General features: G+C 66.2%; 24 protein-coding genes and 2 pseudogenes. 11 read left to right on the top strand and 15 right to left on the bottom strand.

Annotated features, from left to right (window positions below):
• Positions 1-19: 19 nt before the first annotated feature.
• Complete coding sequence (locus ACTHQX_RS09565; protein ID WP_440157126.1) at positions 20-1,807, bottom strand: glycoside hydrolase family 13 protein; 1,788 nt, start codon at positions 1,805-1,807, stop codon at positions 20-22.
• Between the two features lie 259 nt (positions 1,808-2,066).
• Here ACTHQX_RS09565 and ACTHQX_RS09560 point away from each other — a divergent pair, with 259 nt between their 5' ends.
• A complete protein-coding gene (locus ACTHQX_RS09560; protein WP_102972536.1) occupies positions 2,067-2,303 on the top strand; it encodes a hypothetical protein in 237 nt (78 codons plus the stop codon).
• A gap of 5 nt (positions 2,304-2,308) precedes the next feature.
• Here ACTHQX_RS09560 and ACTHQX_RS09555 read toward each other — a convergent pair whose 3' ends face one another.
• The 3 genes from ACTHQX_RS09555 to ACTHQX_RS09545 all read right to left on the bottom strand — a co-directional run bounded on the left by ACTHQX_RS09555 (position 2,309) and on the right by ACTHQX_RS09545 (position 4,098).
• A complete protein-coding gene (locus ACTHQX_RS09555) occupies positions 2,309-2,596 on the bottom strand; it encodes a MoaD/ThiS family protein (RefSeq protein WP_214851966.1) in 288 nt (95 codons plus the stop codon).
• 9 nt (positions 2,597-2,605) lie between these two features.
• Positions 2,606-3,736, bottom strand: a complete 1,131-nt coding sequence (locus ACTHQX_RS09550; protein ID WP_236805886.1) for a WD40/YVTN/BNR-like repeat-containing protein — start codon at positions 3,734-3,736, stop codon at positions 2,606-2,608.
• Positions 3,737-3,810: 74 nt separating this feature from the next.
• Entirely contained in the window at positions 3,811-4,098 is a 288-nt protein-coding gene (locus ACTHQX_RS09545) for a hypothetical protein (protein WP_440157123.1), read from the bottom strand.
• Positions 4,099-4,274: 176 nt separating this feature from the next.
• Between ACTHQX_RS09545 and ACTHQX_RS09540 the strand changes: the two genes are divergently transcribed.
• Both ACTHQX_RS09540 and ACTHQX_RS09535 read left to right on the top strand, forming a co-directional pair.
• Positions 4,275-4,706, top strand: coding sequence for a LexA family protein (locus ACTHQX_RS09540; RefSeq protein WP_440157121.1), 432 nt, complete (start codon positions 4,275-4,277; stop codon positions 4,704-4,706).
• Positions 4,699-5,982, top strand: coding sequence for a Y-family DNA polymerase (locus ACTHQX_RS09535; protein WP_440157119.1), 1,284 nt, complete (start codon positions 4,699-4,701; stop codon positions 5,980-5,982). Before ACTHQX_RS09540 ends, ACTHQX_RS09535 begins: the two co-directional genes overlap by 8 nt.
• Positions 5,983-6,005: 23 nt before the next feature.
• On the opposite strand, the gene ACTHQX_RS09530 is transcribed toward ACTHQX_RS09535, so the two are convergent.
• Positions 6,006-6,206: a hypothetical protein gene (locus tag ACTHQX_RS09530; protein WP_102972543.1), complete on the bottom strand. Its 201-nt coding sequence runs from the start codon at positions 6,204-6,206 to the stop codon at positions 6,006-6,008.
• A 176-nt stretch (positions 6,207-6,382) separates the two neighbouring features.
• Between ACTHQX_RS09530 and ACTHQX_RS09525 the strand changes: the two genes are divergently transcribed.
• Positions 6,383-6,889: a universal stress protein gene (locus ACTHQX_RS09525; protein ID WP_236805893.1), complete on the top strand. Its 507-nt coding sequence runs from the start codon at positions 6,383-6,385 to the stop codon at positions 6,887-6,889.
• 240 nt (positions 6,890-7,129) lie between these two features.
• On the opposite strand, the gene ACTHQX_RS09520 is transcribed toward ACTHQX_RS09525, so the two are convergent.
• From ACTHQX_RS09520 to ACTHQX_RS09510, 3 genes and pseudogenes are all read right to left on the bottom strand, one after another.
• A complete protein-coding gene (locus tag ACTHQX_RS09520) occupies positions 7,130-7,351 on the bottom strand; it encodes a hypothetical protein (RefSeq protein WP_440157116.1) in 222 nt (73 codons plus the stop codon).
• Between the two features lie 91 nt (positions 7,352-7,442).
• Positions 7,443-8,063, bottom strand: a complete 621-nt coding sequence (locus ACTHQX_RS09515; RefSeq protein WP_440157272.1) for a transposase — start codon at positions 8,061-8,063, stop codon at positions 7,443-7,445.
• Positions 8,064-8,096: 33 nt separating this feature from the next.
• Positions 8,097-8,168 (bottom strand): annotated as a pseudogene (locus ACTHQX_RS09510) (IS1/IS1595 family N-terminal zinc-binding domain-containing protein); the annotation flags it as partial.
• Positions 8,169-8,379: 211 nt separating this feature from the next.
• Between ACTHQX_RS09510 and ACTHQX_RS09505 the strand changes: the two are divergent.
• The 3 genes from ACTHQX_RS09505 to ACTHQX_RS09495 are packed head-to-tail and all read left to right on the top strand — an operon-like array spanning position 8,380 to position 11,437.
• Complete coding sequence (locus ACTHQX_RS09505; protein ID WP_236805895.1) at positions 8,380-8,736, top strand: metal-sensitive transcriptional regulator; 357 nt, start codon at positions 8,380-8,382, stop codon at positions 8,734-8,736.
• Between the two features lie 58 nt (positions 8,737-8,794).
• On the top strand, positions 8,795-9,025 hold the full coding sequence (locus ACTHQX_RS09500) for a heavy-metal-associated domain-containing protein (protein ID WP_003799993.1): 231 nt from the start codon (positions 8,795-8,797) through the stop codon (positions 9,023-9,025).
• Positions 9,026-9,085: 60 nt separating this feature from the next.
• A complete protein-coding gene (locus ACTHQX_RS09495; RefSeq protein WP_440157114.1) occupies positions 9,086-11,437 on the top strand; it encodes a heavy metal translocating P-type ATPase in 2,352 nt (783 codons plus the stop codon).
• A 10-nt stretch (positions 11,438-11,447) separates the two neighbouring features.
• Here ACTHQX_RS09495 and ACTHQX_RS09490 read toward each other — a convergent pair whose 3' ends face one another.
• On the bottom strand, positions 11,448-11,720 hold the full coding sequence (locus tag ACTHQX_RS09490) for a DUF2277 domain-containing protein (RefSeq protein ID WP_190602887.1): 273 nt from the start codon (positions 11,718-11,720) through the stop codon (positions 11,448-11,450).
• 208 nt (positions 11,721-11,928) lie between these two features.
• Between ACTHQX_RS09490 and ACTHQX_RS09485 the strand changes: the two genes are divergently transcribed.
• A complete protein-coding gene (locus ACTHQX_RS09485; RefSeq protein WP_236805898.1) occupies positions 11,929-12,195 on the top strand; it encodes a WXG100 family type VII secretion target in 267 nt (88 codons plus the stop codon).
• 82 nt (positions 12,196-12,277) lie between these two features.
• Here ACTHQX_RS09485 and ACTHQX_RS09480 read toward each other — a convergent pair whose 3' ends face one another.
• On the bottom strand, positions 12,278-13,312 hold the full coding sequence (locus tag ACTHQX_RS09480) for an EamA family transporter (RefSeq protein WP_440157270.1): 1,035 nt from the start codon (positions 13,310-13,312) through the stop codon (positions 12,278-12,280).
• Between the two features lie 106 nt (positions 13,313-13,418).
• Here ACTHQX_RS09480 and ACTHQX_RS09475 point away from each other — a divergent pair, with 106 nt between their 5' ends.
• Complete coding sequence (locus tag ACTHQX_RS09475; protein WP_440157113.1) at positions 13,419-13,964, top strand: CGNR zinc finger domain-containing protein; 546 nt, start codon at positions 13,419-13,421, stop codon at positions 13,962-13,964.
• A 20-nt stretch (positions 13,965-13,984) separates the two neighbouring features.
• On the opposite strand, the gene ACTHQX_RS09470 is transcribed toward ACTHQX_RS09475, so the two are convergent.
• The 3 genes and pseudogenes from ACTHQX_RS09470 to ACTHQX_RS09460 form a co-directional block, all read right to left on the bottom strand.
• Positions 13,985-14,392 carry a hypothetical protein gene (locus ACTHQX_RS09470; RefSeq protein ID WP_440157111.1) on the bottom strand — a complete coding sequence of 136 codons (408 nt, stop codon included), beginning with the start codon at positions 14,390-14,392 and terminating at the stop codon, positions 13,985-13,987.
• A gap of 111 nt (positions 14,393-14,503) precedes the next feature.
• Complete coding sequence (locus tag ACTHQX_RS09465; RefSeq protein ID WP_440157109.1) at positions 14,504-15,097, bottom strand: hypothetical protein; 594 nt, start codon at positions 15,095-15,097, stop codon at positions 14,504-14,506.
• A 48-nt stretch (positions 15,098-15,145) separates the two neighbouring features.
• Positions 15,146-16,502, bottom strand: a pseudogene (locus tag ACTHQX_RS09460) (MATE family efflux transporter).
• A gap of 154 nt (positions 16,503-16,656) precedes the next feature.
• On the opposite strand from ACTHQX_RS09460, the gene ACTHQX_RS09455 reads away from it, so the two are divergent.
• On the top strand, positions 16,657-17,091 hold the full coding sequence (locus tag ACTHQX_RS09455) for a DoxX family protein (protein ID WP_440157107.1): 435 nt from the start codon (positions 16,657-16,659) through the stop codon (positions 17,089-17,091).
• Between the two features lie 157 nt (positions 17,092-17,248).
• Here the strand turns inward: ACTHQX_RS09455 and aztD are convergent, their stop codons facing one another.
• Positions 17,249-18,628, bottom strand: coding sequence for a zinc metallochaperone AztD (gene aztD / locus ACTHQX_RS09450; protein ID WP_440157105.1), 1,380 nt, complete (start codon positions 18,626-18,628; stop codon positions 17,249-17,251).
• A 148-nt stretch (positions 18,629-18,776) separates the two neighbouring features.
• On the opposite strand from aztD, the gene ACTHQX_RS09445 reads away from it, so the two are divergent.
• On the top strand, positions 18,777-19,751 hold the full coding sequence (locus tag ACTHQX_RS09445) for an acyl-CoA thioesterase (protein ID WP_440157103.1): 975 nt from the start codon (positions 18,777-18,779) through the stop codon (positions 19,749-19,751).
• A 10-nt stretch (positions 19,752-19,761) separates the two neighbouring features.
• On the opposite strand, the gene dnaB is transcribed toward ACTHQX_RS09445, so the two are convergent.
• Positions 19,762-21,147, bottom strand: coding sequence for a replicative DNA helicase (gene dnaB, locus ACTHQX_RS09440; RefSeq protein ID WP_236805906.1), 1,386 nt, complete (start codon positions 21,145-21,147; stop codon positions 19,762-19,764).
• Positions 21,148-21,841: the final 694 nt, after the last annotated feature.

Genomic DNA, 21,841 nt, shown 5'->3' with positions numbered 1-21,841 from the left:
TGAGCCGGGCCCTTCGGGCCTAACGGTCCCGGCGGAACACTTTCACCTCCCACGGGCGCAGCTCCAACTGCTGCGGTCCTGCCGCCGGCGCCTCGCCGGCGTCCGGCGGATAGTTGCCCAGCACCAGCTCAGCCGTTCCTAGGCCGCCAAACCAGCCGCCGTCGTCAACCTCGGCTGTCCGGCCGGTCCCCGAAAAGTTGGCCAGCACCAAAAGTTCCGCCTCCGGAAGGGACCGCGTGAACGCGTAGACGTGTTCGTCGTCGGGCAGCAGCATGCTGAAATCCCCGTAGGCGATTACGGGATCCGAGTGCCGGAGGGCTATGACCTTGCGGTAGAAGTTGAAGACCGAGTCGGGATCGTCAACCTGGGCGGCGGCGTTGATGGTGTTGGCGTTGGGGTTCACGGCAATCCAGGGCGCCCCGGTGGTGAAGCCGCCATGCCGGCTGGCGTCCCACTGCACGGGTGTCCGGGCGTTGTCCCGGTTCAGCGGTGCCAGGGCGGCGAAGACCTCGGCGTCGGTGTGGCCCAGGTGCGTGGTGGCCTCGCGGTGGTGGTTGAGGACTTCGATGTCGCGGTAGTCGCTGATGGCCCCGAATGCCATGTTGGTCATGCCCAGCTCTTCGCCCTGGTAGACGTACGGCGTACCGCGGTGCAGGTGCAGGACCGCGGCCAGCATTTTCGCCGACAGCTCGCGGTACTGGCCGTCGTCGCCGAACCGGGAGACGGCGCGGGCCTGGTCGTGGTTACCCCAGTAGAGGCTGTTCCAGCCGCGCTCCGCGAGCCCCTCCTGCCAGCGGCCCAGGGACTTCTTCAGGTCGGTGAGCAGCAGCTTCTTGGGCCGCCACTTATTGCCGCCCTCCTGGTCGAGGGCCACGTGCTCGAACTGGAACACCATGTCCACCTCCCCGCGGCCCGGATCGGTGAAGAGGGCGGCGTCCTCCACGGTGACGCCCGGCATCTCGCCCACGGTGAGCAGGTCCTTGTCCCGCCCCGCGAAGACCTCCTGGTGCATCTCCTGGAGGAACTCGTGGATGCGCGGTCCGCAGATGAAGTGCGGGCCGCCGTCGCCGTAGAGCATCCCTTCGGCCTGCGGGCCGTCCGGCAGCGACTGCTCCTTGGAAATGAAGTTGATGACATCCATCCGGAAGCCGTCCACGCCGCGGTCCAGCCACCAGTTCATCATGTCGTACACGGCCGCCCGCACCTCCGGGTTTTCCCAGTTGAGATCCGGCTGCTTCCTGGAGAACAGGTGCAGGTAGTACTCCCCCGTCTTTGTGTCGTACTCCCAGGCCGGCCCCGAGAAGGCCGATCCCCAGTTGTTTGGCTCCGCACCGGGCATTCCGGGAGCAGGTTCACCAGGCCCGGCGCCCTCGCGCGGCGGCCGCCACCAGTACCAGTTCCGCTTCGGGTTGTCCTTACTGGAGCGGGACTCCGCGAACCACGGGTGCTCGTCGGAGGTGTGGTTCACCACCAGGTCCATCAGCAGCTTCATGTCACGCGAGTGCAGGCCGTCCAGCAGTTCGTCGAGGGTTTCCAGGTCGCCGAACACGGGATCGATGTCGCGGTAGTCGCTGATGTCGTAGCCGTTGTCATCCTGCGGCGAGCGGTACACCGGTGAAAGCCAGACGACGTCGACCCCCAGCTTTTGCAGGTAGTCCAGCTTGCCGATGATCCCGCGGAGGTCGCCGATCCCGTCGCCGTCCGAGTCAGCGAAGCTGCGCGGATAGATCTGGTAGACCACCGCGCTCTTGAACCACTCCCTGCCGGCGCGGTAGGCCGTTTCTGCCTCGGGTTCCTGCGTGGTCATCGCTGGCTCCTCCTCCTGGTCGACGGTGGCGGGCTGCTGGCCCACTGAAAGTCTTGTTCCAGAAGAATCGGCGGTCAATGGCTTGGCTCGGAGGCCTCACGGGATGCCGTCCGGAATGCAGGATGGGGTGGCGGAAACCGCCCCGGCGCCGGAAACTAACCGGGCGCTAACGGGCAGGAAACGCGTGCGCAACAATGCCACGCCACACTTGGTTGTGCCGGCAATTGCAGGCACCAGCTCCAGCTCAGGAGGCCAGGCCATGTTGAAGGAAGCCAAACCCCACATCACCCGGGTCCGTGCCCTGGACCAGCTGCACCGCGGGGACGAGATCGAGGCCCGCCTGTCGGTGGGCCCCAGCTATGACGATGTCATCGTCCGCCGCGGCAGCGTCCAGGAGACAGCCCCGGGCATCGGCGTCGTCTGGATCATGGACCATCACTCGGGCATGCGCAAGGCCATCAATACCGACGAATGCAGCGTGTGGCGCGTCGCCTGAGCGAGCTAACCGCCAGCCACGGACTGGATAATCAACACTTCCTGGCCGGCAGAAACTTCCGTTTCCAGGCCGCGGAGACGCCGGACCTCCTCGCCGTTCACGTAAATATTCACGTAACGGCGGAGCGCACCCGTCTCGTCCCGCAGCCGCCTGGCGAGCACCGGGTAGGTCCCGGTCACGGAATCCAGCAACCAACCCACAGTCACCGCCCCGTCGGCGGGTGTAGTCAGTATGGACTGCCCGCCGGCGAGCGGCTGGAGGACGCCGGGAAGGACCACGCTGATCTCAGCCACCGCACATCCTCACGCCGGGGTCGCCGCTGCAACGGGCGCTCCAGCCACCACGGCAGCGCGAACGCACAGCACATCCGGCAGGTGGGACGCCACCTCCGCAAAGGTTTCGCCCTCGTCCGCGCTGGCATACACCGCGCCGCCGCGCGTTCCGAAGTACACCCCGGCGGGTTCGGCGGAGTCCACGGAGGCCGCGTCCCTGAGCACCGCGTTGAATTCTGACTGCGGCAGCCCGGAGTCCAGGCGCTTCCACGTGGCGCCGGCGTCGTCGGTACGGTGCACGGCGAGCTTTCCGTCCGGCGGGATGCGTTCGCCGTCGGCCTTCAGGGGAACAACCCAGGCCGTGCCTGCACGCCGGGGGTGGGTCAGCATGACGAACCCGAAATCGGCCGGCAGGCCCTCCGCTATCGATTCCCAGTTCTCGGCATTGTCGTCGGTGCGGTACACGCCGTGGTGGTTCTGCGCGTAAAGGCGACCGTCGACGGCGGCATCCGCGGCAATCTTGTGCACGCACTGGCCGAATTCCGGGTTGGGATCGGGCATGAAGTAGGCGGAGATCCCTTTGTTCCGCGGCTCCCAGGACGTCCCGCCGTCGAGCGAGCGGTAGACGCCTCCCGTGCTCATGGCGACGTGCACGTTGTCCCCGGAGGAGTTGACCACGATCGAGTGCGCGGCTGCGCCGCCATATCCCGCACCCCATTCGCTGCGGTGCGGGTGGTCCCACAGTCCGCGGTTCAGCTCGAAGTGCTCGCCGCCGTCGGTCGATTTCCACACCGAAATCGGCTCCGCACCGGCCCAGACCACCCCCGGACGGGATTCGGCGTCGGGGTAGATCTGCCAGATGCGTTCCACGGCGGCGTCGGTGCCTTCGGGGAACTTGATGGCACCCTGCTCGGGCTCGGTCCAGCTGGCACCGAGGTCATCCGAGTGGGCAACGTAGGGGCCCCAGTGCTCGGACCGCACCCCCACCATGATGCGTGTGCGGCCGTCCCGCGTATCGATTCCGATGCTCGGTATCTCGCTCATGAGGAAGTGCGGGCCGGAATAGGACCATTGCTTCCGGTCCTGGCTGGTGGCCAGCCAGAGGCCTTTTTTGGTCCCGATAGCTAAGACGAAACTCTCTGAGGCATTCATGCTCCCCATGCAACCACTCCGCTGGAGGGGCTGCAATGGTTTGAGCCCCCGCGGGTTTCGTGGGTTCGTTGCCCGGGCGGGACCTAGGACCCCGTCCTTGCACCGGCTTTGGCGCTGCTGGCTTTCCCGGCGCGGCGGTTCCGCCACCACCGGCGGAGCAGGTCGGCGGCTGCCAGGATTCCGGCCAGGGGCGTCAGAACGGCAGCGGCGTAGACAAACAGCAGCCATGTCAGCGTGGCGATCGGAGGCTGGCTCCGGCTCAGCAGAGACAGGCCACCAAAAAGGCCCGCCACCCAGAAGAGCACCACCAGCGTCAGCACGGCTGCCGCCGGAAAGTACTCGTTCCGCGCCACCCTCTTCAAGGTTTCCACCACTGATCCTCCTGCGCCTTGCATCCCCATGAGACCAGTATGCGACGCAGACCCGCTGTCACGGAGACGGCACGGCGAACGTGTGATGAATCCAACCGCTGCCTGGCCTGGCTGCATTCTGTCAGTCGGGAGGACTACACTGAACTATCGAACATATATTCGAAAAAAGGTGTGTTGTGGGTGTGATCATCGGACCCCGCGTGACAGAGGCGGGACTTTCCCTGCGGCTGGTGCTGATTTCGCCCGTGGCCGTGGCGGCGGGCTTCCCGTCCCCCGCCCAGGACTACTTTGACGGGCGGATCGACCTCAATGAGCACCTGATCAAGGACATCACCAGCACCTATATCGTGCGGGTATCCGGGGACTCGATGGAACAGGCCGGCATCAGCGACGGGGACGAACTGATCGTCAACCGGGCGCTGGAACCGCGCGACGGGTCCGTGGTCGTCGCAGTGCTGGACGGTGAGCTCACCGTCAAGCGCCTGAAGGTCACCGCGGCAGGCGTGGTGCTCCAGGCCGCCAACCCTTTGTATCCGGACATCAACGTCCCCGCCCTGGCCGATCTCACCATCTGGGGCGTAGCCACGAGGTGCCTGCACCATGTCTAGTTCGCGGCAGCAAATAGCGCTGGTGGACGTGAACTGCTTCTACGCCAGCGCGGAGCGCGCCTTCGACCCCTCCCTGGAAGGCAAGCCGCTCGTCGTGCTCTCCAACAACGACGGCTGCGCCGTGGCCCGCAGTCCGGAGGCCAAGGCCCTGGGGATCAGCACGGGCGATCCGTGGTTTAAGCTCGCCCCTCGGGCCAAGGAATGGGGCCTCATTGCCCGGTCCAGCAACTATGAACTGTACGGCGACATCAGCTCCCGCGTCATGGAACTGCTGGGACGCTACTCGGCCTGGCTTGAGGTGTACAGCATCGACGAGGCGTTCCTGGGCATCAAGGGCAGCCCCGAGCAGGTGGTGGGTCTCGGCCGTACCATCAAGGCCGCGGTCCAGCGCAACGTCGGGGTGCCCGTGTGCGTCGGCATCGCCGCCACCAAGACGCTCGCCAAACTGGCCAACCGGTGGGCAAAGAACAACCCCGCGCTCGGCGGGGTGTGCCGCTGGGAGTCGATGGAGCCGGAGGTACGCGAACTGCTCATGGCCCGGCTGCCGGTCTCGGAGGTGTGGGGTGTGGCGGGCCGGCTCGAAAAGCGGTTGAACGCCCTTGGGATCTGCACCATCCTCGAGCTGAGCCGTGCCGATCCGGTGATGGTGCGCGACCGCTTTTCAGTGGTGCTGATGCGTACAATGCTCGAACTGCGCGGGACGCCCTGCATACCGCTGGAGGAGGAGCGAATGGGCCGGGACCAGCTGATCTTCTCCCGCTCGTTTTCCACTCCCTTGGCGTCAGCTCCTGAATTTCGCCAGGTCCTGAGCGTCTACGCGCAACAGGCGAGTGCCCGGCTGGCCCGGCACCACCTCCAGGCCAAGGTCCTCACCGCGTTCGCCGGCACGTCCCATTACAATTCGGAGGACAAGTCGTTTCCCTCGGTATGCGTTCCGCTGCCCATGCCCACCTCAGACCCGGTACTGCTCACTAGGGCTGCCCATGCACTGCTTCCCGCGATCCAGGACGGCGTCAAGTACGCCCGTGCCGGGATCATGGTCACCGACCTGCGGCCGTCCGGCAACCAACAGCCACTTGAGCCCTTCGCCAACCCGCACGAGGAACGCGGGATCGGCCCGCTGGTTGAGCAGGTCAGCCGGAAGTGCGGCAGGGGCACCATCGGACTCGGGTTCGCAGGCTTGAGGACCGGCCTGGATTGGACCATGAAGCGTGAAATGCGTTCGCCACGCTACACGACGCACTGGGACGAGTTGCCGGTGGTGCGTGCGGCCTGACCGGCCACGCGTCCGCGGACCGTTCAGTCCACAAATTCAGACTGCGTCTCGATGAAATCCCACTCGGCTTCGGTCAAGACTGCCTGCGGTGTATCCGGGTGCGGACCTCCCGCCTCGGCGATCCCCTGCATCACGAACAGCGGAACGTCACCGGCCCGCAGGTTTTCGCGAAGCCACTCCTTGCTTTTCAGGTCAAGATCAAGCCACCACATGTAAATCTGCATGGGACGCCGCCTTTCTACGTCTCCACGCTAGGCTCGCCACGGCCGGGATTCAAGGGAAAATCAACACTCTTCTCCGCGGGACAGCACCCGTGCCGCAGGGCCAAAAACCTTCGCTGAGCTGGGCCGAAGGGGCTGTGGCTATGGTCTTTCCTGACGCCGCAGGCACACAATTGATTATGGATGCAGAGCATTTCAGCGGGCCGCCTCCCCTCCTCGTGGGCATGGTCCCCGGTCAGCATCCGGAGGTCCTCAAGACCGCGGTCACTCTGGCCCAAAAGCTGTCCGCCCCGCTGCTGTGCGCCTACGTGGACGAAGCAAGCTACCTGGTTGAGTGGGATCCCGCGCGCTCTGCGCACCGGCTTTCGCTGCATCCCGACAGGGACGACGACGACATCCGTTCCGTGACGACGGAACTGAAGTCGGCCATCGGCTCGGCCCTGCAGGACGGAGGGCCGGCGTGGACCTTGCGCACGCTTGCCGGGGATCCCGCACGGGCCCTCGGCAGGCTGGCCTCCGAGGTCAATGCCCCCATGATCATTGTGGGCACGCCGGAGCGCGGCTTCGGGCACCGGATCACTGAACTCCTGAACGGCTCCGTGGCCGCATGGCTCACCCACCACCAAAGCCGCCCCGTGTTGGTGGTCCCGTTCCGGATGGCCGCACACCAGGACAGGGCCGAGTAGCCAGCAGCCGCCCAAGACAAAGGTGGAAAAGTAAAGCGAAAGTAGTTATTCGAGGTGGTGGCCAACATGGCTACCGGCAAGTAAGCTGATCAGGCAGGCCGCCGCAGGCCCGCCCAAAGACTGCTCCGGAGTGCGTATCCCCCAATAACGCGCTCCGGGGCTTTTTTGTTGCCCAAAAACCTCCGAGGGCACAAGCGGTCTTGGGGTTATAGGACAAAACGTGTGTAAATCTCGGGTGTGTCATGAACGTCCTGCCCAGCCTTTTCGGTGCCAGAGGCCCTCGTCGGCGGTGAGGCCGGCGCTGTAAAGCTCCGGCCCTGGCTCCTGTTCTGTCGGTGTCGTGGCTTTGGTCTTGCCCGGACGATAGTGCCGGGCGCCGATCAGTTTGGCCGGTGGCAGGGGCTGTTCGCTGTGGAGATAGAGGTACCACTCGATCGCGCGTTTACGGTGTTCTTCGCTCATTCCCCGGTGTGCCCGCAGCAGCAGCCGGAGTTGGGCGTTGGTGCCCCCTTCAATGCGGTTGGTAGTCGATGCGATCTGAAGGCCTGCGAACTCAGCGCGCAGGTCGCACCCATCCCGGCACGACGGCACTGCCGTTCCGGTAGGTTCTGGCAATAACGAGGTGCCCGTAGCCCTGGTGCCAATCATTCAGCCCGCCTAGCCACGCGGCGGCTTCGGCCGCTGTGGTGGTCCTCGTCAGTGCCCGCCCGAGCCGCAGCAACGCCTTGCCCGCCTCAGTTCTGGGCCGCCCAGTCAAGTAGGTACGGACATTCCGTTGGACGTGCACCAGGCAGCGCTGAACCGCGGTCTCACTCCAGCACTCGGACAGGGCTGCTGCGATTCCGGAGCCGCCATCGGTAATCACGACGCTGGGCGCCGGGAACCGGGCGAGCAGGGCAGCCCACGCGGCCTTCTTTTCGGTGTCGCACCACTGCCATCCGAGCACGTACTCCCCGGCGACAGCTATCAAACAGCACCACGAGCCCACGTAGATCCCATCGACCTGAATCTGGTCGTGGATCTCGCCGGTGACCGGGATCTCGGGGGCGATGTTCCAGCACCACTCGGTGCGGCGCCGGAAGGACCTTGCAGTGCCGAAGGAGGTCGCTGCTGACTGGTTCGATGTGCCCAGCAGCCATTCGAGAAACGCGTCCAATTCCGCCCGTCGGCTCACATCAGGACGCTCACCCGAACGACTCGCCCCGCACTCCAGGCACCGGTACCGCTGCTTACCCGCAGCTGTTTTCCCGTTCCGAACCAGCCCGCGACCACAAATCAAACACTCCAGAGATATGCAAGCACCCCAGCCACCCTAAGCTTCAAAAGCTTAGCTACCCCGGAATTCGCGCGCGGTGACTGGGAAGCAAGCCCCTCCCATACACACGTTTTGTCCTATAACCCCGGTCTTGCCCGCGCGCTCACTTTCCGCATCCGCGTTGACCTGCCGCATCACCCTTGACTGATACCCCCTAGGGGTATAACTTGAGGGCATGGAAACTTCCGAAGGACAGACGCCGGCAGCGCCTAACGAAGAAGCGATTGCAGAGGCCCCGCAGCACGGCTACACGGCGGACAAGGATGCGTACCTGCGCCGGCTCCGGCGGATCGAGGGACAGGTCCGTGGCATTGCCCGGATGGTTGAGGAAGACAAATACTGCATCGACATCCTGACGCAGGTCGCGGCCGTGACCAAGGCCCTGCACGCCGTCAGCCTCGGCCTCGTGGAAGAACACATTGGCCACTGCGTTGTCGGGGCGGCCTCCGAGCCTGATCCTGACCTGCGGGCTGAAGCCATCGACCTCAAGGTCAAGGAGGCGGCGGGTGCCATCGGGCGCCTGCTGCGCTAGCCGCAAACCACCACCCCCAGCCGACCAACCCCGTTATCGCACCAACTAGGAGCCAGCAATGAGTACCATCTCCACCAAAGTCCACGTCTCCGGCATGACCTGCGGGCACTGCGTATCGGCCGTCAGCGAGGAGCTCGAGGCGCTGGCCGGCGTCGAGGAAATCGACATCGACCTCAACGCCGGCGGCGTTTCGACCGTCACCATTACCTCCACGCAGAAGCTCTCCCCCTCCGAAATCGGCGAGGCAGTGGCCGAGGCGGGCTACCTGGTGGTGGCCAACGAGGCCTGACGCGCCTCCCATTCGTACCGAGCACGGCCAAGATCGAGCACCACCAGAGAAGGACCAGTCATGGGCACCGAACACCTTTCCGCAGGCTCCGCCAGCCGGGTGATCGAACTCGACGTCGAGGGCATGACCTGCGCGTCGTGCGTGAACCGGGTTGAAAAGAAGCTCGCCAAGCTCGACGGCGTCGAGGCCACCGTCAACCTCCCCCTGGAAACAGCGCACGTGACCGTCCCGGCCGGCATCACGGACCAACAGATCACAGACCAGGTAGCCTCCGCCGGCTACAAGGCGAGGATTAGAACGGTCATCGAGGAGGACCACGGCCACACCGCGGCCGACGTCGCCCCGCATCACGAAGACCATATGGCGCACGGCGGCAGGGCATCAGAGCTGAAGCCGCGCCTGCTCGTCGCGGCGGTCCTGGCCGTGTCGGTGTTCCTCATCTCGATGTTCCCGGCTTTCCAGTTCCCCAACTGGGGCTGGGTGGCGGGTGCCCTGGCGCTGCCGGTGGTCAGCTGGGCTGCGTGGCCGTTCCACAAGGCGGCCGCCATCAACGCCCGCCACCTCGCCTCCACCATGGACACGCTGGTATCGCTCGGAGTCATCGCTGCCTACCTGTTTTCCGCCTGGCAACTCCTCGCCGATCCGCGCCTGACCGAACACCCCGGCATGGAGCAGATGGGTGGCGCGGGTGCCGGCGGCCTGTACTTCGAGGTGGCCAGCGTGGTCACCACGTTCCTTCTGCTGGGCCGGTTCCTGGAGGCGAACGCCAAGGCGAAGGCCGGTGACGCGCTCAGGGCCCTCTTGGACCTGGGAGCCAAGGACGCCACCGTCCTGCAGGACGGCGTCGAGGTGAAGATCCCGGCAAGCCGGCTGGCTGTCGGGGACCTGATCGTGGTCCGCCCGGGCGAGAAGATCGCCACCGACGGCGTGGTGGTGGACGGCGCCTCGGCGGTGGATGCCTCCCTGGTCACCGGCGAATCAGTGCCGGTGGACGTGGGTCCGGGCAGCCCTGTCACAGGTGCCACCATCAACACGTCCGGCCGGGTGCTTGTCCGGGCCACCCGTGTCGGCGCGGAAACCACCCTGGCCCAGATGGGGCGGCTCGTTTCCCAGGCGCAGACCCGAAAAGCGCCCATCGCCCGGCTTGCTGACCGCATCAGCGCAGTATTCGTGCCGGTGGTCCTGGCCATCGCCCTCCTCACGTTCGCCGGCTGGCTGCTCGCCGCAGGACAGGAGATCACCGGGCCGGAGCTCCGCGCGGCCTTCACGGCCGCGGTGGCTGTGCTGGTCATCGCCTGCCCCTGCGCCCTCGGCCTGGCCACGCCCGTGGGCCTCCTCACCGGCACCGGCCGCGGCGCGCAGCTGGGCATTCTCATCAAGGGTCCGCAGGTCCTGGAAGACACCCGCACGGTGGACACCGTCCTCCTGGACAAGACCGGAACCGTGACCAGCGGCCAGCTCTCCGTCGAGGCCACCGTGGCATTCGCCCCGTTCAGCGAGGCGGAAGTCCTGCGGCTGGCCGGTGCGGTCGAGTCGGCGTCGGAGCATCCGATCGCCGCCGCGATCACCGCCGCCGCACGGTCCGCCGTGCCCGCCATGGGGCAGCCGTCGCACACCAGCCACAGCGGCAGGGAAGCGGACGACGACGCCGGCCTGCCCGCCGTCGTCGGCTTCCGGTCCGCACCCGGCGGAGGAGTGGTGGGCACCGTGGAGGGCCGGCTCGTGGTCGCCGGCCGGAGCGGGTGGCTACGGGACAACGGCGTGGAGCCCACGCCGGCACAGGACCAGGCGCTCCGCGCCGCCGAACAGTCCGGCGCCACAGCCATCTGGCTGGCGGTGGACGGCGAGGCTGCCGGCATCGTCGAACTGCGGGATACGGTCAAGGCGGGATCGGCGGTGGCCGTCGCGCGGTTCAAGGCCCTGGGCCTGCGGCCCATGCTGCTCACCGGCGACAACACCGCCGTCGCAGCGCAGGTGGCCGCCGCCGTCGGAATCGCCGCGGACGATGTTTTCGCCGGCGTCCTGCCCGAAGGCAAGGTGGACGCAGTCCGCCGGCTGCAAGCCGGCGGCGCGACCGTGGCCATGGCGGGAGACGGCGTGAACGACGCCGCCGCCCTGGCGCAGGCCGATCTGGGCATCGCGATGGGCTCCGGCACAGACGTGGCGATCGAAGCCGCCGACCTGACCGTGATGGGCAACGACCTGGGGCAGGTGGCCACCGCCATCGAGCTGTCCCGCCGCACCCTGGCCACCATCAAGACCAACCTGTTCTGGGCCTTCTTTTACAACGCGATGGGCATTCCCCTGGCGGCCCTCGGCCTGCTCAATCCGATGATCGCAGGGGTGGCCATGGCAGCGAGTTCCGTGCTGGTGGTGGCCAACTCGCTCAGGCTTCGCCGCTTCGGCAGGTAGTGCCCCGGACCTAGGCGGTACCGAAGCGGATGGCCGAGCGGGCCTTCGCCTTGGCGGCTTCCTCGTCGCGGTCCTTGGCGGGAGCGTGGGTAACGAGGGCGTCGAGCAGGTGCTGGGTCACGTGGGCTATCTCGTGCACGGCGCGCTCGAACGCCTCCTCATTCGCCTTCGACGGCTTGGTGCTGCCGCTCACCTTGCGCACGTACTGCAGCGCTGCGGCGTGGATCTCCTCGGACGTAGCGTGCGGTTCGTAGTTGTGGAGGGTACGGATATTCCGGCACATACCCCCATGCTAGGCTCTGGAGCGCCGAGGATCGACCCTTTCGCCCCGCCCCTGAGGGCACGGCCCATGGGGAGGACTGCATGGGGAGTGCTGCCCATCGACCCCGTTCTGGGCTAAGGATAGGTTTGAGGCAATGGATCTTCCGGACGAGCCGGAGGCCACGGGGGATGCCGACTGGATCGGGTCCGTTGATTAAAGGAGATACGTCATGGCTTTGTTGGGTGCAGATGTTGAAGCGCTGCGGAACCTGGGTACCAGGCTCACCGCTGGTTCGAATGACATCCAGAACCAGAAGAACCAGCTGAACAATCAGCTCGACGGCGTCGACTGGAGGGGCCCGGACGCTGACAGGTTCCGCGACGACTGGAGGAGCAACCACCTTCCGGCCCTCGAGAGGGTGGCACGCGCCCTGGAAGAGGCGGGCCAGCAGGCAACCCGCAACGCCCAGCAGCAGACTGAAGCTTCCCAAGGCTAGACCGGGAACGCACCGGAGGGCCGGACGCAGCATGCGTCCGGCCCTCCGGCATTTAAGCGGTTAGCTACTGAACTTTGAAGACTCAGGGGACGGGTTCGACGTCGTTCGCGTGGTCAAGCGGTCCGTTCACCTTTGCTTGGTCCCCCGCTTTGGCTCCCCGGAGCTCATCCAGCCGGACGAACAAGACCCCGCCGACAATCAGCACGCCGCCGAGGAGCTGGATGGGGCCGGGCAGTTCACCAAGCAACAGCCAGGCCCAGATCACGGCGAACAGGACCTCAGTGAGGGACACGAACGAGGCCACTTTGGAGCCGAGTGCGCGCGCGGCCACGATTCCTGAGACGTAGGCCAGCACGGTGGCCAGCAGCACGAGTCCGCCGAGCGGAACCCACCAGGGGGTTGTCCACGGACCGAGCTCGGTGTCGGCCGTGCTGATGGCCATGGGCAGGAGTCCCGTAGCTGCCGTCAGCCACATCACCGCTGCCCCCACCAGAAGCCCGCCCGACGCCAGAACGATGGGCGGCAGAGTGTCATTCTGCTTGGCCGTGATGAAGAAGTACATGGCCAGGCAGACGGCAGCGGCGAGGCCCCAGAACACACCGACGGCGTCGACCTTTACCGAGCCGGTGAGGTCCAGCACGAGGATAAGGCCACCCAGGGACAGCAGCGTCCCCGCAATTGTCAGGGGGCGGGGCCGCTTCCGGCTGGCCACCCAGAGCCACAGGACGATCAACACCGGAGCGAGGTATTCGAGCAGGAGGGCCACACCAACGGACAGCCGGGCCACGGCGTTGAAGTAGAACAGCTGGCAGGCAGCCACACCGATCAGGCCAAACAGCACGATCGTGACCCAGTTGGACGGCAGCTGGCTCCAGCGCCCGCGAAGCGCCAGGACAGCAGGGATTGCGAGGATGAGTGCGGCCGCTGTCAGCCGGGCCGTGACGGCTGCCCCGGGTGTCCATCCGGTTTCCAGGAGTGATTTGGCAAAGGAGCCGGAGAGCCCGAAGACGGCTGACGAAAAGAGGGCGATGCCCAGTCCTGACGCAAGGAAGCCGGAGGCCTTTGGCGAGGCCCCGGCCGCGGCGGGAGCCGTGGCCGTAGCCGTAGCCGGAGAAATCAGCGCTGTGTTGGCGCGGCGGATCGGTGCGGACACGGAGGTCTCCCGTCAGGAGTAAAGTGGGGTATTGGTCCTGACACTACGCCCCGCACCGTAAGGAGTCAAGGTGGTTTTTGCCCCTGACACAGAACTCTCACTGCGCTTCGTGGTGAACCTCATCAACTCTGCCGCCAACGGCGAGGAAAGCCTGGCCACGGTGGAGGACCTCGACGAGTTCCTCCGGCAGGAGGGCTTTATCGGCTCCCGCACCCACGACGCCGCCGAACTGGCCGCCGTCCACGCACTCCGCTCAGAACTGACAGCTTTATGGACCGCGGACGAGGATGCAGCCGTGGCCACTGTGAACCGGCTCCTGCGGGAAGCCCACGCACTCCCCCAGCTCCTCAAGCACGACCAATGGGACTGGCACCTGCATGCCACCACGCACGATGCCCCGCTGGCGGACAGGCTGGGCACCGAAGCCGCCATGGCGCTGGTGGACGTGATCCGCAGCAAGGAGATGGACCGCATGCTCGTGTGCGCGGCCGATGACTGCGACGCGGCGGTCCTTGACCTCAGCCGCAACCGGTCCAAGCGGTACTGCGACACCGGAAACTGCGCCAACCGCGCGCACGTCGCGGCCTACCGTGCGCGCCGCGCCACCGGGGAGTAAGGCCCGCCGGGGGAAGGGCGTTAGGAGGCCCCGCCGTCGGGCCCGGGCTCACCGGTTCCGGCCGTACCAGCGCCCGAGGCATCCGAACGGTGCTGGGTTCCCTCACTCTGGGTTCCGTGAGTCCCGTGGCCGCCATGTCCCGGGGAGGACTTGCGGGCCGAGCTCAGGTTCACGCCGGAGCCTTTACCCAGGTGCGCGGCGTTATCCTTGTAGCTCATGGACAGCATCGCCGCGATGACGAGGGTGACAATGAAGGCGATGCCGGCGGCAATGAAGGCCAGGTCGAACCGCGGCGACCGGGCGCTGCCGCCGGAGGCAAAGATCAGCACCGCGAAGAACGCCACCACAGCCCAGAAGGCGGAGAACATCAGGGGTCCCTTGACCGAGGTCCGCAGATTGCGCGGTTCGCCTGGTTTCTGGTGTGCCAAGGTGATTCCTCCCGTGCGGGCGGCGCGATGCGGCCTGCCCGCTGTGCTGTGTGCTGGTCTTGAAGGTATTGGTAGCCAAAGGCTGTTCTACAAGGAGTAGAACCCTTGGTACTAGTTTACGGCCTTTGACGCGGCCGCCCGCGCATCGTGCCGGAGCGAGAGGCCTGCGAGAATCCAGAGGACGCCCGAGATGATGGCGCCGCCGCCCGCAACGCCCAGCAGCGCGTGCGGACCAAGCCCCACAAAGAACGGAAGGGCCCCGGCCGTGCCCAGCCCGATGATTCCCGATGCCAGCCAGTCGCGGGCCAGGACATGCCGCCCACGGAACCGGATGCCCAGGTACAGTTCGGCCCCCGACGCCACGGCCAGCCCCACAGCGCCAACAACGGCGAACACCAGGCTGCCCTGCAGGAACAGCAGGGCCACGCCGGCGCCGGTCAGGGCAGCTCCCGCGGCGGAAAGAATACGGCCGGCAGGCACCTCGCGGCGAAACCCGGTCAGCGGAATGCCCCACAGCAGGATCAGGCCGGTGGCCAGCAGGTACGCCCCGCCCGCGAGCGACATCCCGGTCACCGAAGGAGCCGCCCAGAACACGGTCACGGCACCAAACGCCAGTGCGGCGGCGGCCCGGAGCAGGGCGGGTTTCCACAGCTCCGCCAGAGGGGAGGGCACGTCGGATTCAGCAGGGGCAGCGGGGGAAGTCACCGCTCCAGTTTAGTGCGTCGGCCTGAACGGGCGAATCCGGGCCGCAGGCTACGAGCCGAGCACCATCCAGCGGTCTGTCCTGGCCCGCAGCCCCAAGGTCAGGCCGCGGGCGCACATGTAGCCCAGCGAAAAGGCCACCCACACCCAAACGAGCGCCGCCGCGCCGCCGGCCCCGGCGAGCGGCACCGCCAGCAGCAGCGGAAGGTACACAGCAAGATTTACGACGCCGGCAATCGCCAGATACTTCGCGTCGCCGGCCCCGATCAGCACCCCGTCGAGGACGAACACGTACCCTGCCAGGGGCTGGCCCGCGGCCAGTACCAACAGTGCCGCGGTCAGGACCGACTGGACGCCGGCGTCGGGCGTGAAGAGGGCCCCGGCGAAAGGCGCCGCCACGGCGAGCAGCACGCCGGTGGCCACACCAAAGCCGATACCCCAGCGGATCATGGTCCGGGTCATGATGCGCGCCTTGCCGGGGTTGGAGGCTCCCAACTCCTTGCCGATCAGCGCCTGTGCGGCGATGGCCAGGGCGTCCAGTGCGAAGGCGAGGAAGGTGAAGACTGTCATGGCGAGCTGATGGGCAGCCAGGTTCACTGCACCCTGGGCCGTGACCACGAGCACGGTGGCGAGGATGGCGATGCGGAGGCTCAGGGTGCGCAGCATGAGCCAGGAGCCCACCCTGGTCATGGCCCGGATCCCGTGCCAGTCGGGCAGCAGGCTGACACCGTGGTGACGGGCGTTGCGCTGCACCATCACCAGATACACCGCGGCCATGGCCCACTGCGCGATGCTGGTTCCCACCGCAGACCCGACGACGGACAGCCCGAGGCCGTAGACCAGCACCAAATTCAGCACGATGTTCAGCGTGAATCCCGCCGTGGCAACCACCAATGGTGTCCGGGTGTCCTGCAGCCCCCTTAGCACGCCCGTACCGGCGAAGATCAGCAGCATCGCGACCAGCCCGGGCATGGACCACCGCAGGTAGTCGACGGGTGAAGGTGCGGATTTCCGGGCTCGGCCCCATGAGCCCGATCAGCGGCTCGGCGGCGAGGAAGCCGGCCAGCGCCAACGCAGTCCCGAGTAGCAAGGCCAGCCAGACGCCGTCGCGCCCGGCGGCAAGTGCCCTTCCGATCTGGCCATCCCCCACTGCCCGCGCCACGGCAGGGGTGGTGGAGTACGCCAAGAAGACCATCAGCCCTACCGCGGTATGCAGCACCGCCGAGGCCAGCCCCACGCCGGCCAGCTGGGCAACACCCAGGTGCCCCACAATGGCCGAGTCGGCCAGCAGAAAGAGCGGTTCGGCAATCAGCGCGCCGAAGGCAGGAACGGCAAGCCGGAGGATTTCCCGGCCGTGGCTGTCGGGCTTTGGGGTGGAAACGGCGGCGGAAGGCGATGGGGGCACCATCTCAGCCTAGCCGCCGAAAAAAAGATAAACGTGACACATTAGTTGACACTTCAACAAAACTTCGGGACAGTGGAAGGGAAGCATCGCCGGACGCGCTCCGGAGCGCGTGCCCAAAAGAGACAACCCCCAATCGAACCGAACGGTGAGAATCTCCATGAACCAGTCCACCCAGACCACCACAGCCCTGACGATCCTGCGAGTCATCACGGGATTCCTCTTCGCCGCGCACGGCTGGCAGAAGTTCAGCGAGTTCACCATCGCCGGGACGCAGGCATCCTTCGCCAAGATGGGGGTTCCGGCCGCTGAGGTCGCCGCCCCGGTCGTCGCCACCCTGGAGCTCGTGGGCGGCATCGCCCTCATCCTCGGCGTGCTGACACGCGTCTTCGCCGCCCTGCTCGCCCTGGACATGCTCGGCGCCCTCTTCCTGGTCCACGCCTCGGCCGGAGTCTTCGTCGCCGACGGCGGCTACGAGCTGGTTCTCCTGCTCGCAGCCGCGGCAGCGGCCATCGCCCTCGCAGGAGCTGGCCGCCTCTCGGCGGACGCAGCCCTGTTCGGCCGCAGCAACTCCAAGCTCAAGGTTCTCGCGTAACCTTCCCTGAACGAGTCACCGCTCCAGAGCGGTGACTGTTAGGAAGCGACGACGGCGGCCGCTCCCCCGGCACTTCGGTGCACGGTGGGCGGCCGCCGTCGTTTTGCTGTTAATTGCGCTTTCTTGTCGGGTTGTTCTGGTTCAGCCGCTCAGTTGGTCAGCCGGTGACACCCGTCAGTTCATCCGGCGTGTGAGCCAGAGTAGCCGTGCGGGCGGTCTTGCCCGCCTTCAGGTCGACGGCGTGAAGTTGCCCCGTTGCCGGCTCGGTTACATAGGCGGTGGAGCCCTGGACGTACAGGGCTGGCCGGGGGTCCTGCCACGCCTCTGGCTCCTGCCACGCGGCAACCACGGGGATCGTGGACACGGTGGCGCCCGTCGCCGCGTTGAGGACGTGCAGCGCGCCGTCGGTGCCGAGCACCAGAGCCTCCCCGGCCGGCCCGCGCCCCAGTGACCGGAACGAATAGCTCGTGCCGAGCTCCACCAGCTTCAGGGCCTTCGTGTCCGTATTCACCAGCGAAATCCTGGTGGGCCGCTCCAGGACCGCGTCTTTGTCCACCTTGTAGTCGCCGAGCACCACGGGCGACGCCGGTGAACCTGCCTGGTTGCCCATCCGGCCATAGGCGTCAGGACCGGAGATCTTGGAGAACCTGCCATCCTTGAAAACCAGCATCCCGTTCTCGCATCCGAAGACCACGGTGTTCTCGCCAGCCACTGCCTCGCCATGGACACCGGGGCAGCTCTGGCTGCGGAGAATCTCCCTGCGGTCCGGACCCGTCTCCTTGCTGCCCGAGCCCGCGGCCTGCCCGAGGAGGGCCACGGCGTTGCGGGCGTTCTCGTCGCCCACGGTTACCAGCAGCTTCCCGTCCTCCAGCTCCACCGCTACGCCGTGGTGGGCCGCGGGTGCCGTGTAGGTAACTGTCTCCGGAAGGCCGTGTTCCGGCAATTCTCCGAGGGCAGCGGACTCAAAGGACTCCACCTTGCCGGACCCGTCGCTGAACAGGACAGTTCTTCCGGCGTGCCGCACCACATGGCCGGGCTTGCTCGCCTCGAACGCGTAATCCGTCAGCGTGGGCTGGGCGGCATAGGAGTGGCCGTGGTCGCCGTGCCGCTCGGTCCAGACTCCGGCGTCGAGGACGCGGAACGAGTCATCCGCTGCCACCAGGACGTGGCGGCCGTCCCCGGCCGGGCTGATGCGGTTGTAGCCGCCCAGTTCGACCTCCGCCACGGGCTCGAGGGTCCCGGCGTCCAGCACTCCGATGCCGCCCTCGTAGCTGTACGCGAGGCGTGGTTTGGGGGCGCGAAGTTCCGCGGGTTCTGCGGTCTCGACGTTGGAAGTGCCGGCAGAACTTTCGGCCGCCTCCTGACCGGGGCTCCCCCCGCAGCCGGACAGGAGGAGGGCAGCCGCAGAGGCCGCCGCCAACCGGACTGCGTGCGGTCTTGTGAACGGCGGCGCGAAGGGCGTGGCGAATGACGGGATGGGGCGGCCGCGCCGGCGGGTGGTGGTTCGGGCAGGAAGAACAGGTCGCTTCGACAACATGACACTAATGATAATCATTATTAATAGTGCTGGGAATAACTGCCCCTTCATGACGTCGGAGGGCAGGCTTCCCGGGCTTATGGCGCGCGGGAGCGCGTTTGTGAAGGCCGGGATCTGCCCCGAGGACTGCGGTCAGTAAACTGCGACCATGAGCGAGACTGCCGCCAACTCAGTAACCCTCCGCTTCCTTGCCGCCCCCATGGACGTGGGCCACAGCGGATCCGTTGACGCCGGAACGGTGCTCGAGTGGGTGGACAAGGCGGCCTATGCGGCCGCCGTCGGCTGGGCCAAGTCGTACTGTGTCACCGCTTACGTAGGGAACATCCACTTCGCCGACCCGGTGAACGTTGGCGACATGGTGGAGGTCACCGCCACCATCGTCTACACGGGCCGCTCCTCCATGCATATCCGGACGGTGGTCTCCTCCGGGGACCCGAAAGGCGGGCCGGCCACCATGCGGAGCCAGTGCATGGTGATTTTTGTGGCGGTTGGCGAGGACGGGAAACCCATCCCGGTACAGCAGTTCGAGCCCATAACGGCGGAAGAACTGGAACAGCAGGACCATGCCCTGGCGCGGATCGGTATCCGGGAACAGATCGTCGAAGCCATGAGCGCCCAGGAATATACCGATGCCGGCACCGCCGAGCGCGTCGTCTTGCGGTTTATGGCGGCGCCCACGGACGTGAACTGGGGCGGGAAAGTCCATGGCGGGATCGTCATGAAATGGATCGATGAGGCCGCATATGTGTGCGCCTCACGCTACTGCGGCCGGGACACGGTGGCGGTCTTCTCCGGCGGGGTCCGGTTCTACCGGCCGCTGCTGATTGGCCACGTGGTGGAAGTGGAGGCCCGGCTGGTCTACACGGGCACCAAGGGCATGCACATTGCCGTACACGTCCGTTCCGGGGACCCCAAGGGCCGTGAACTGAACCTGACCACGTACTGCCTCACCGTGATGGTTGCCCGCGACGCCGAGGGCACTTCGGTCCCCATCCCCGCATGGACGCCCGTGTCCGAGGAGGACAAGCGGCTCCACGCCCATGCCCGGAAGCTCCTGGAGATCAGGGCGGCGGCCCCGGGGAACAGGCTCCCCAACCACCTGCTGCAGTCACAGCCGCACTAGCAGCGGCAGCCTAGAAGCCGCCGCCGCCTCCGGCATCCCCCGCCATGTTGGCGAACCGCGAATAGTGGCCCTGGAAGGCCACAACAATGTCCTTGGTGGGGCCGTTGCGGTGCTTGGCAATGAGGATGTCCGCCTCGCCGGCACGCGGGGACTCTTTGTCGTAGACGTCTTCACGGTGCAGCAGGATCACCATGTCGGCGTCCTGCTCGATGGACCCCGATTCACGCAAGTCAGAGACCATTGGCCGCTTGTCCTGGCGCTGCTCAGAACCACGGTTCAGCTGCGACAGTGCAATGACGGGGACCTGAAGTTCCTTGGCCAGCAGCTTCAGCGCACGCGAGAACTCGGAGACTTCCTGCTGGCGGGACTCCACCTTCTTCCCCGAGCTCATCAGCTGAAGGTAGTCGAGGATCACAAGCTTGAGATCGTGCTGCTGCTTGAGGCGGCGGCACTTTGCGCGGATCTCCATAAGGGACATGTTGGGGCTGTCGTCAATAAACAGCGGAGCATCATTCATGCGCCCCATGGTGGTGGCGATCTTGGACCACTGCTCGTCCTTGATGGTGCCCTTGCGGAGGTCCTGCAGGCCGATCGTGGCCTCGGCCGAAAGGAGGCGCATGGCGATCTCGTTGCGGCCCATTTCGAGGGAGAACATCACCGTGGCGAGGTTGTTCTTAATGGCGGCCGAGCGGGCAAAGTCCAGCGCGAAGGTGGACTTACCCACGGCGGGCCGGGCGGCAATGACGATCATCTGGCCCGGATGCAGCCCGTGCGTCAACTCGTCCAGCTCGTAGAAGCCGGTGGGAACGCCCACCATGCCTTCGCCGCGGTGGCCGGATGCCTCGATCTCATCCACGGTGGACTCCATGACGTCCTTCAGGACGACGTAGTCTTCCGCGGTGCGCCGCTCGGCGACTGCGTAGACCTCCGCCTGGGCCTGGTTGACCAGGTCTTCGACTTCGCCGTCCTGGCCGTAGCCGAGCTGCACGATCTTGGTACCGGCATTGACCAGCCGCCGGAGCACGGCGCGCTCGGCCACGATCTCGGCGTAGTAGCCTGCATTCGCGGCCGTGGGTACCGTCTGAATGAGCTCATGGAGGTAGGCCGGTCCACCGATCCGGTTGATCTCGCCGCGCTTGGTCAGCTCATCGGACACCGTGACGGCATCTGCGGGTTCTCCGCGGCCGTAGAGGTCGATGACGGCCTCATAGATGGTTTCGTGGGCGGGGCGGTAGAAGTCCTGCCCACGCAGGATCTCAACCACGTCCGCAATGGCGTCCTTGGAGAGCATCATGCCGCCCAGGACGGACTGCTCGGCGGGGATGTCCTGGGGAGGTTTGCGGCTGCCTTCGGATTCGCGGGTACCTTCGATTGAGTCCAGGTGCGTAACTGACAAAGCTGCCGTCCTCCATTGTGTCCGCAGTCCGTGCAGGAGGACTGCGGCGCGTGTGCCGTGTGCCGCGGGTGTGCCGCGCAGCAAAAACTGCTGCCCGGGCTAATGCAACTACACCAGCAGGCCCTGACATTTTTTTGGTCCGGGCTACTGAACCCCGGCGACGCCTCATCCACAGGTTTTCCACAGGGCAGCACTAATCACCCGGAGCCCGGCAGTCCGCTGGCCCCGGCCTGCAGGCCGGAAGTGAAAACTCACCCGAATGGGGTGTCTCCGCTACGTTAGCGCCCGCCTGCCCACTCACAAAGCCCGCGGTTCCGCACCTCTGTGGATAACGTGTGCACAACGTACTGCTGCTTGTGCACAGCCTGTGGGGGAAGCTGTGGATAGAAATTTTCTTTTCGGCATATATGCGGGCTGACCTGCGGAAACATTCAGATTTTCCTGTGGACGAATTAAAGTTTTGCATATACCTTCATCCACAGCCGGAGGCGTCCGCTGGGGATACCGGCCGGTAATTCGAGTGTCAGAAGGCCTTTTTCCCCTCCACATTCCCACTTTGTGATACGGATCACCGGCATATGTCCCCGTCCGTTCCCGGATGCATGCCGCCCGGAGGAATCTTGCCGTCCGAGGTCATCGCCAGCATCACGTGCGGAGTGCACCATGCGCAGCCGGGCATATGCTGTGGATAACG

Source organism: Arthrobacter sp. SAFR-023 (assembly GCF_051965295.1).
In the GTDB taxonomy this organism is placed as follows: Bacteria; Actinomycetota; Actinomycetes; order Actinomycetales; family Micrococcaceae; genus Arthrobacter.
The sequence above is the reverse complement of the archived record's forward strand: the minus strand, read 5'-3'. Positions and strand labels throughout refer to the sequence as shown.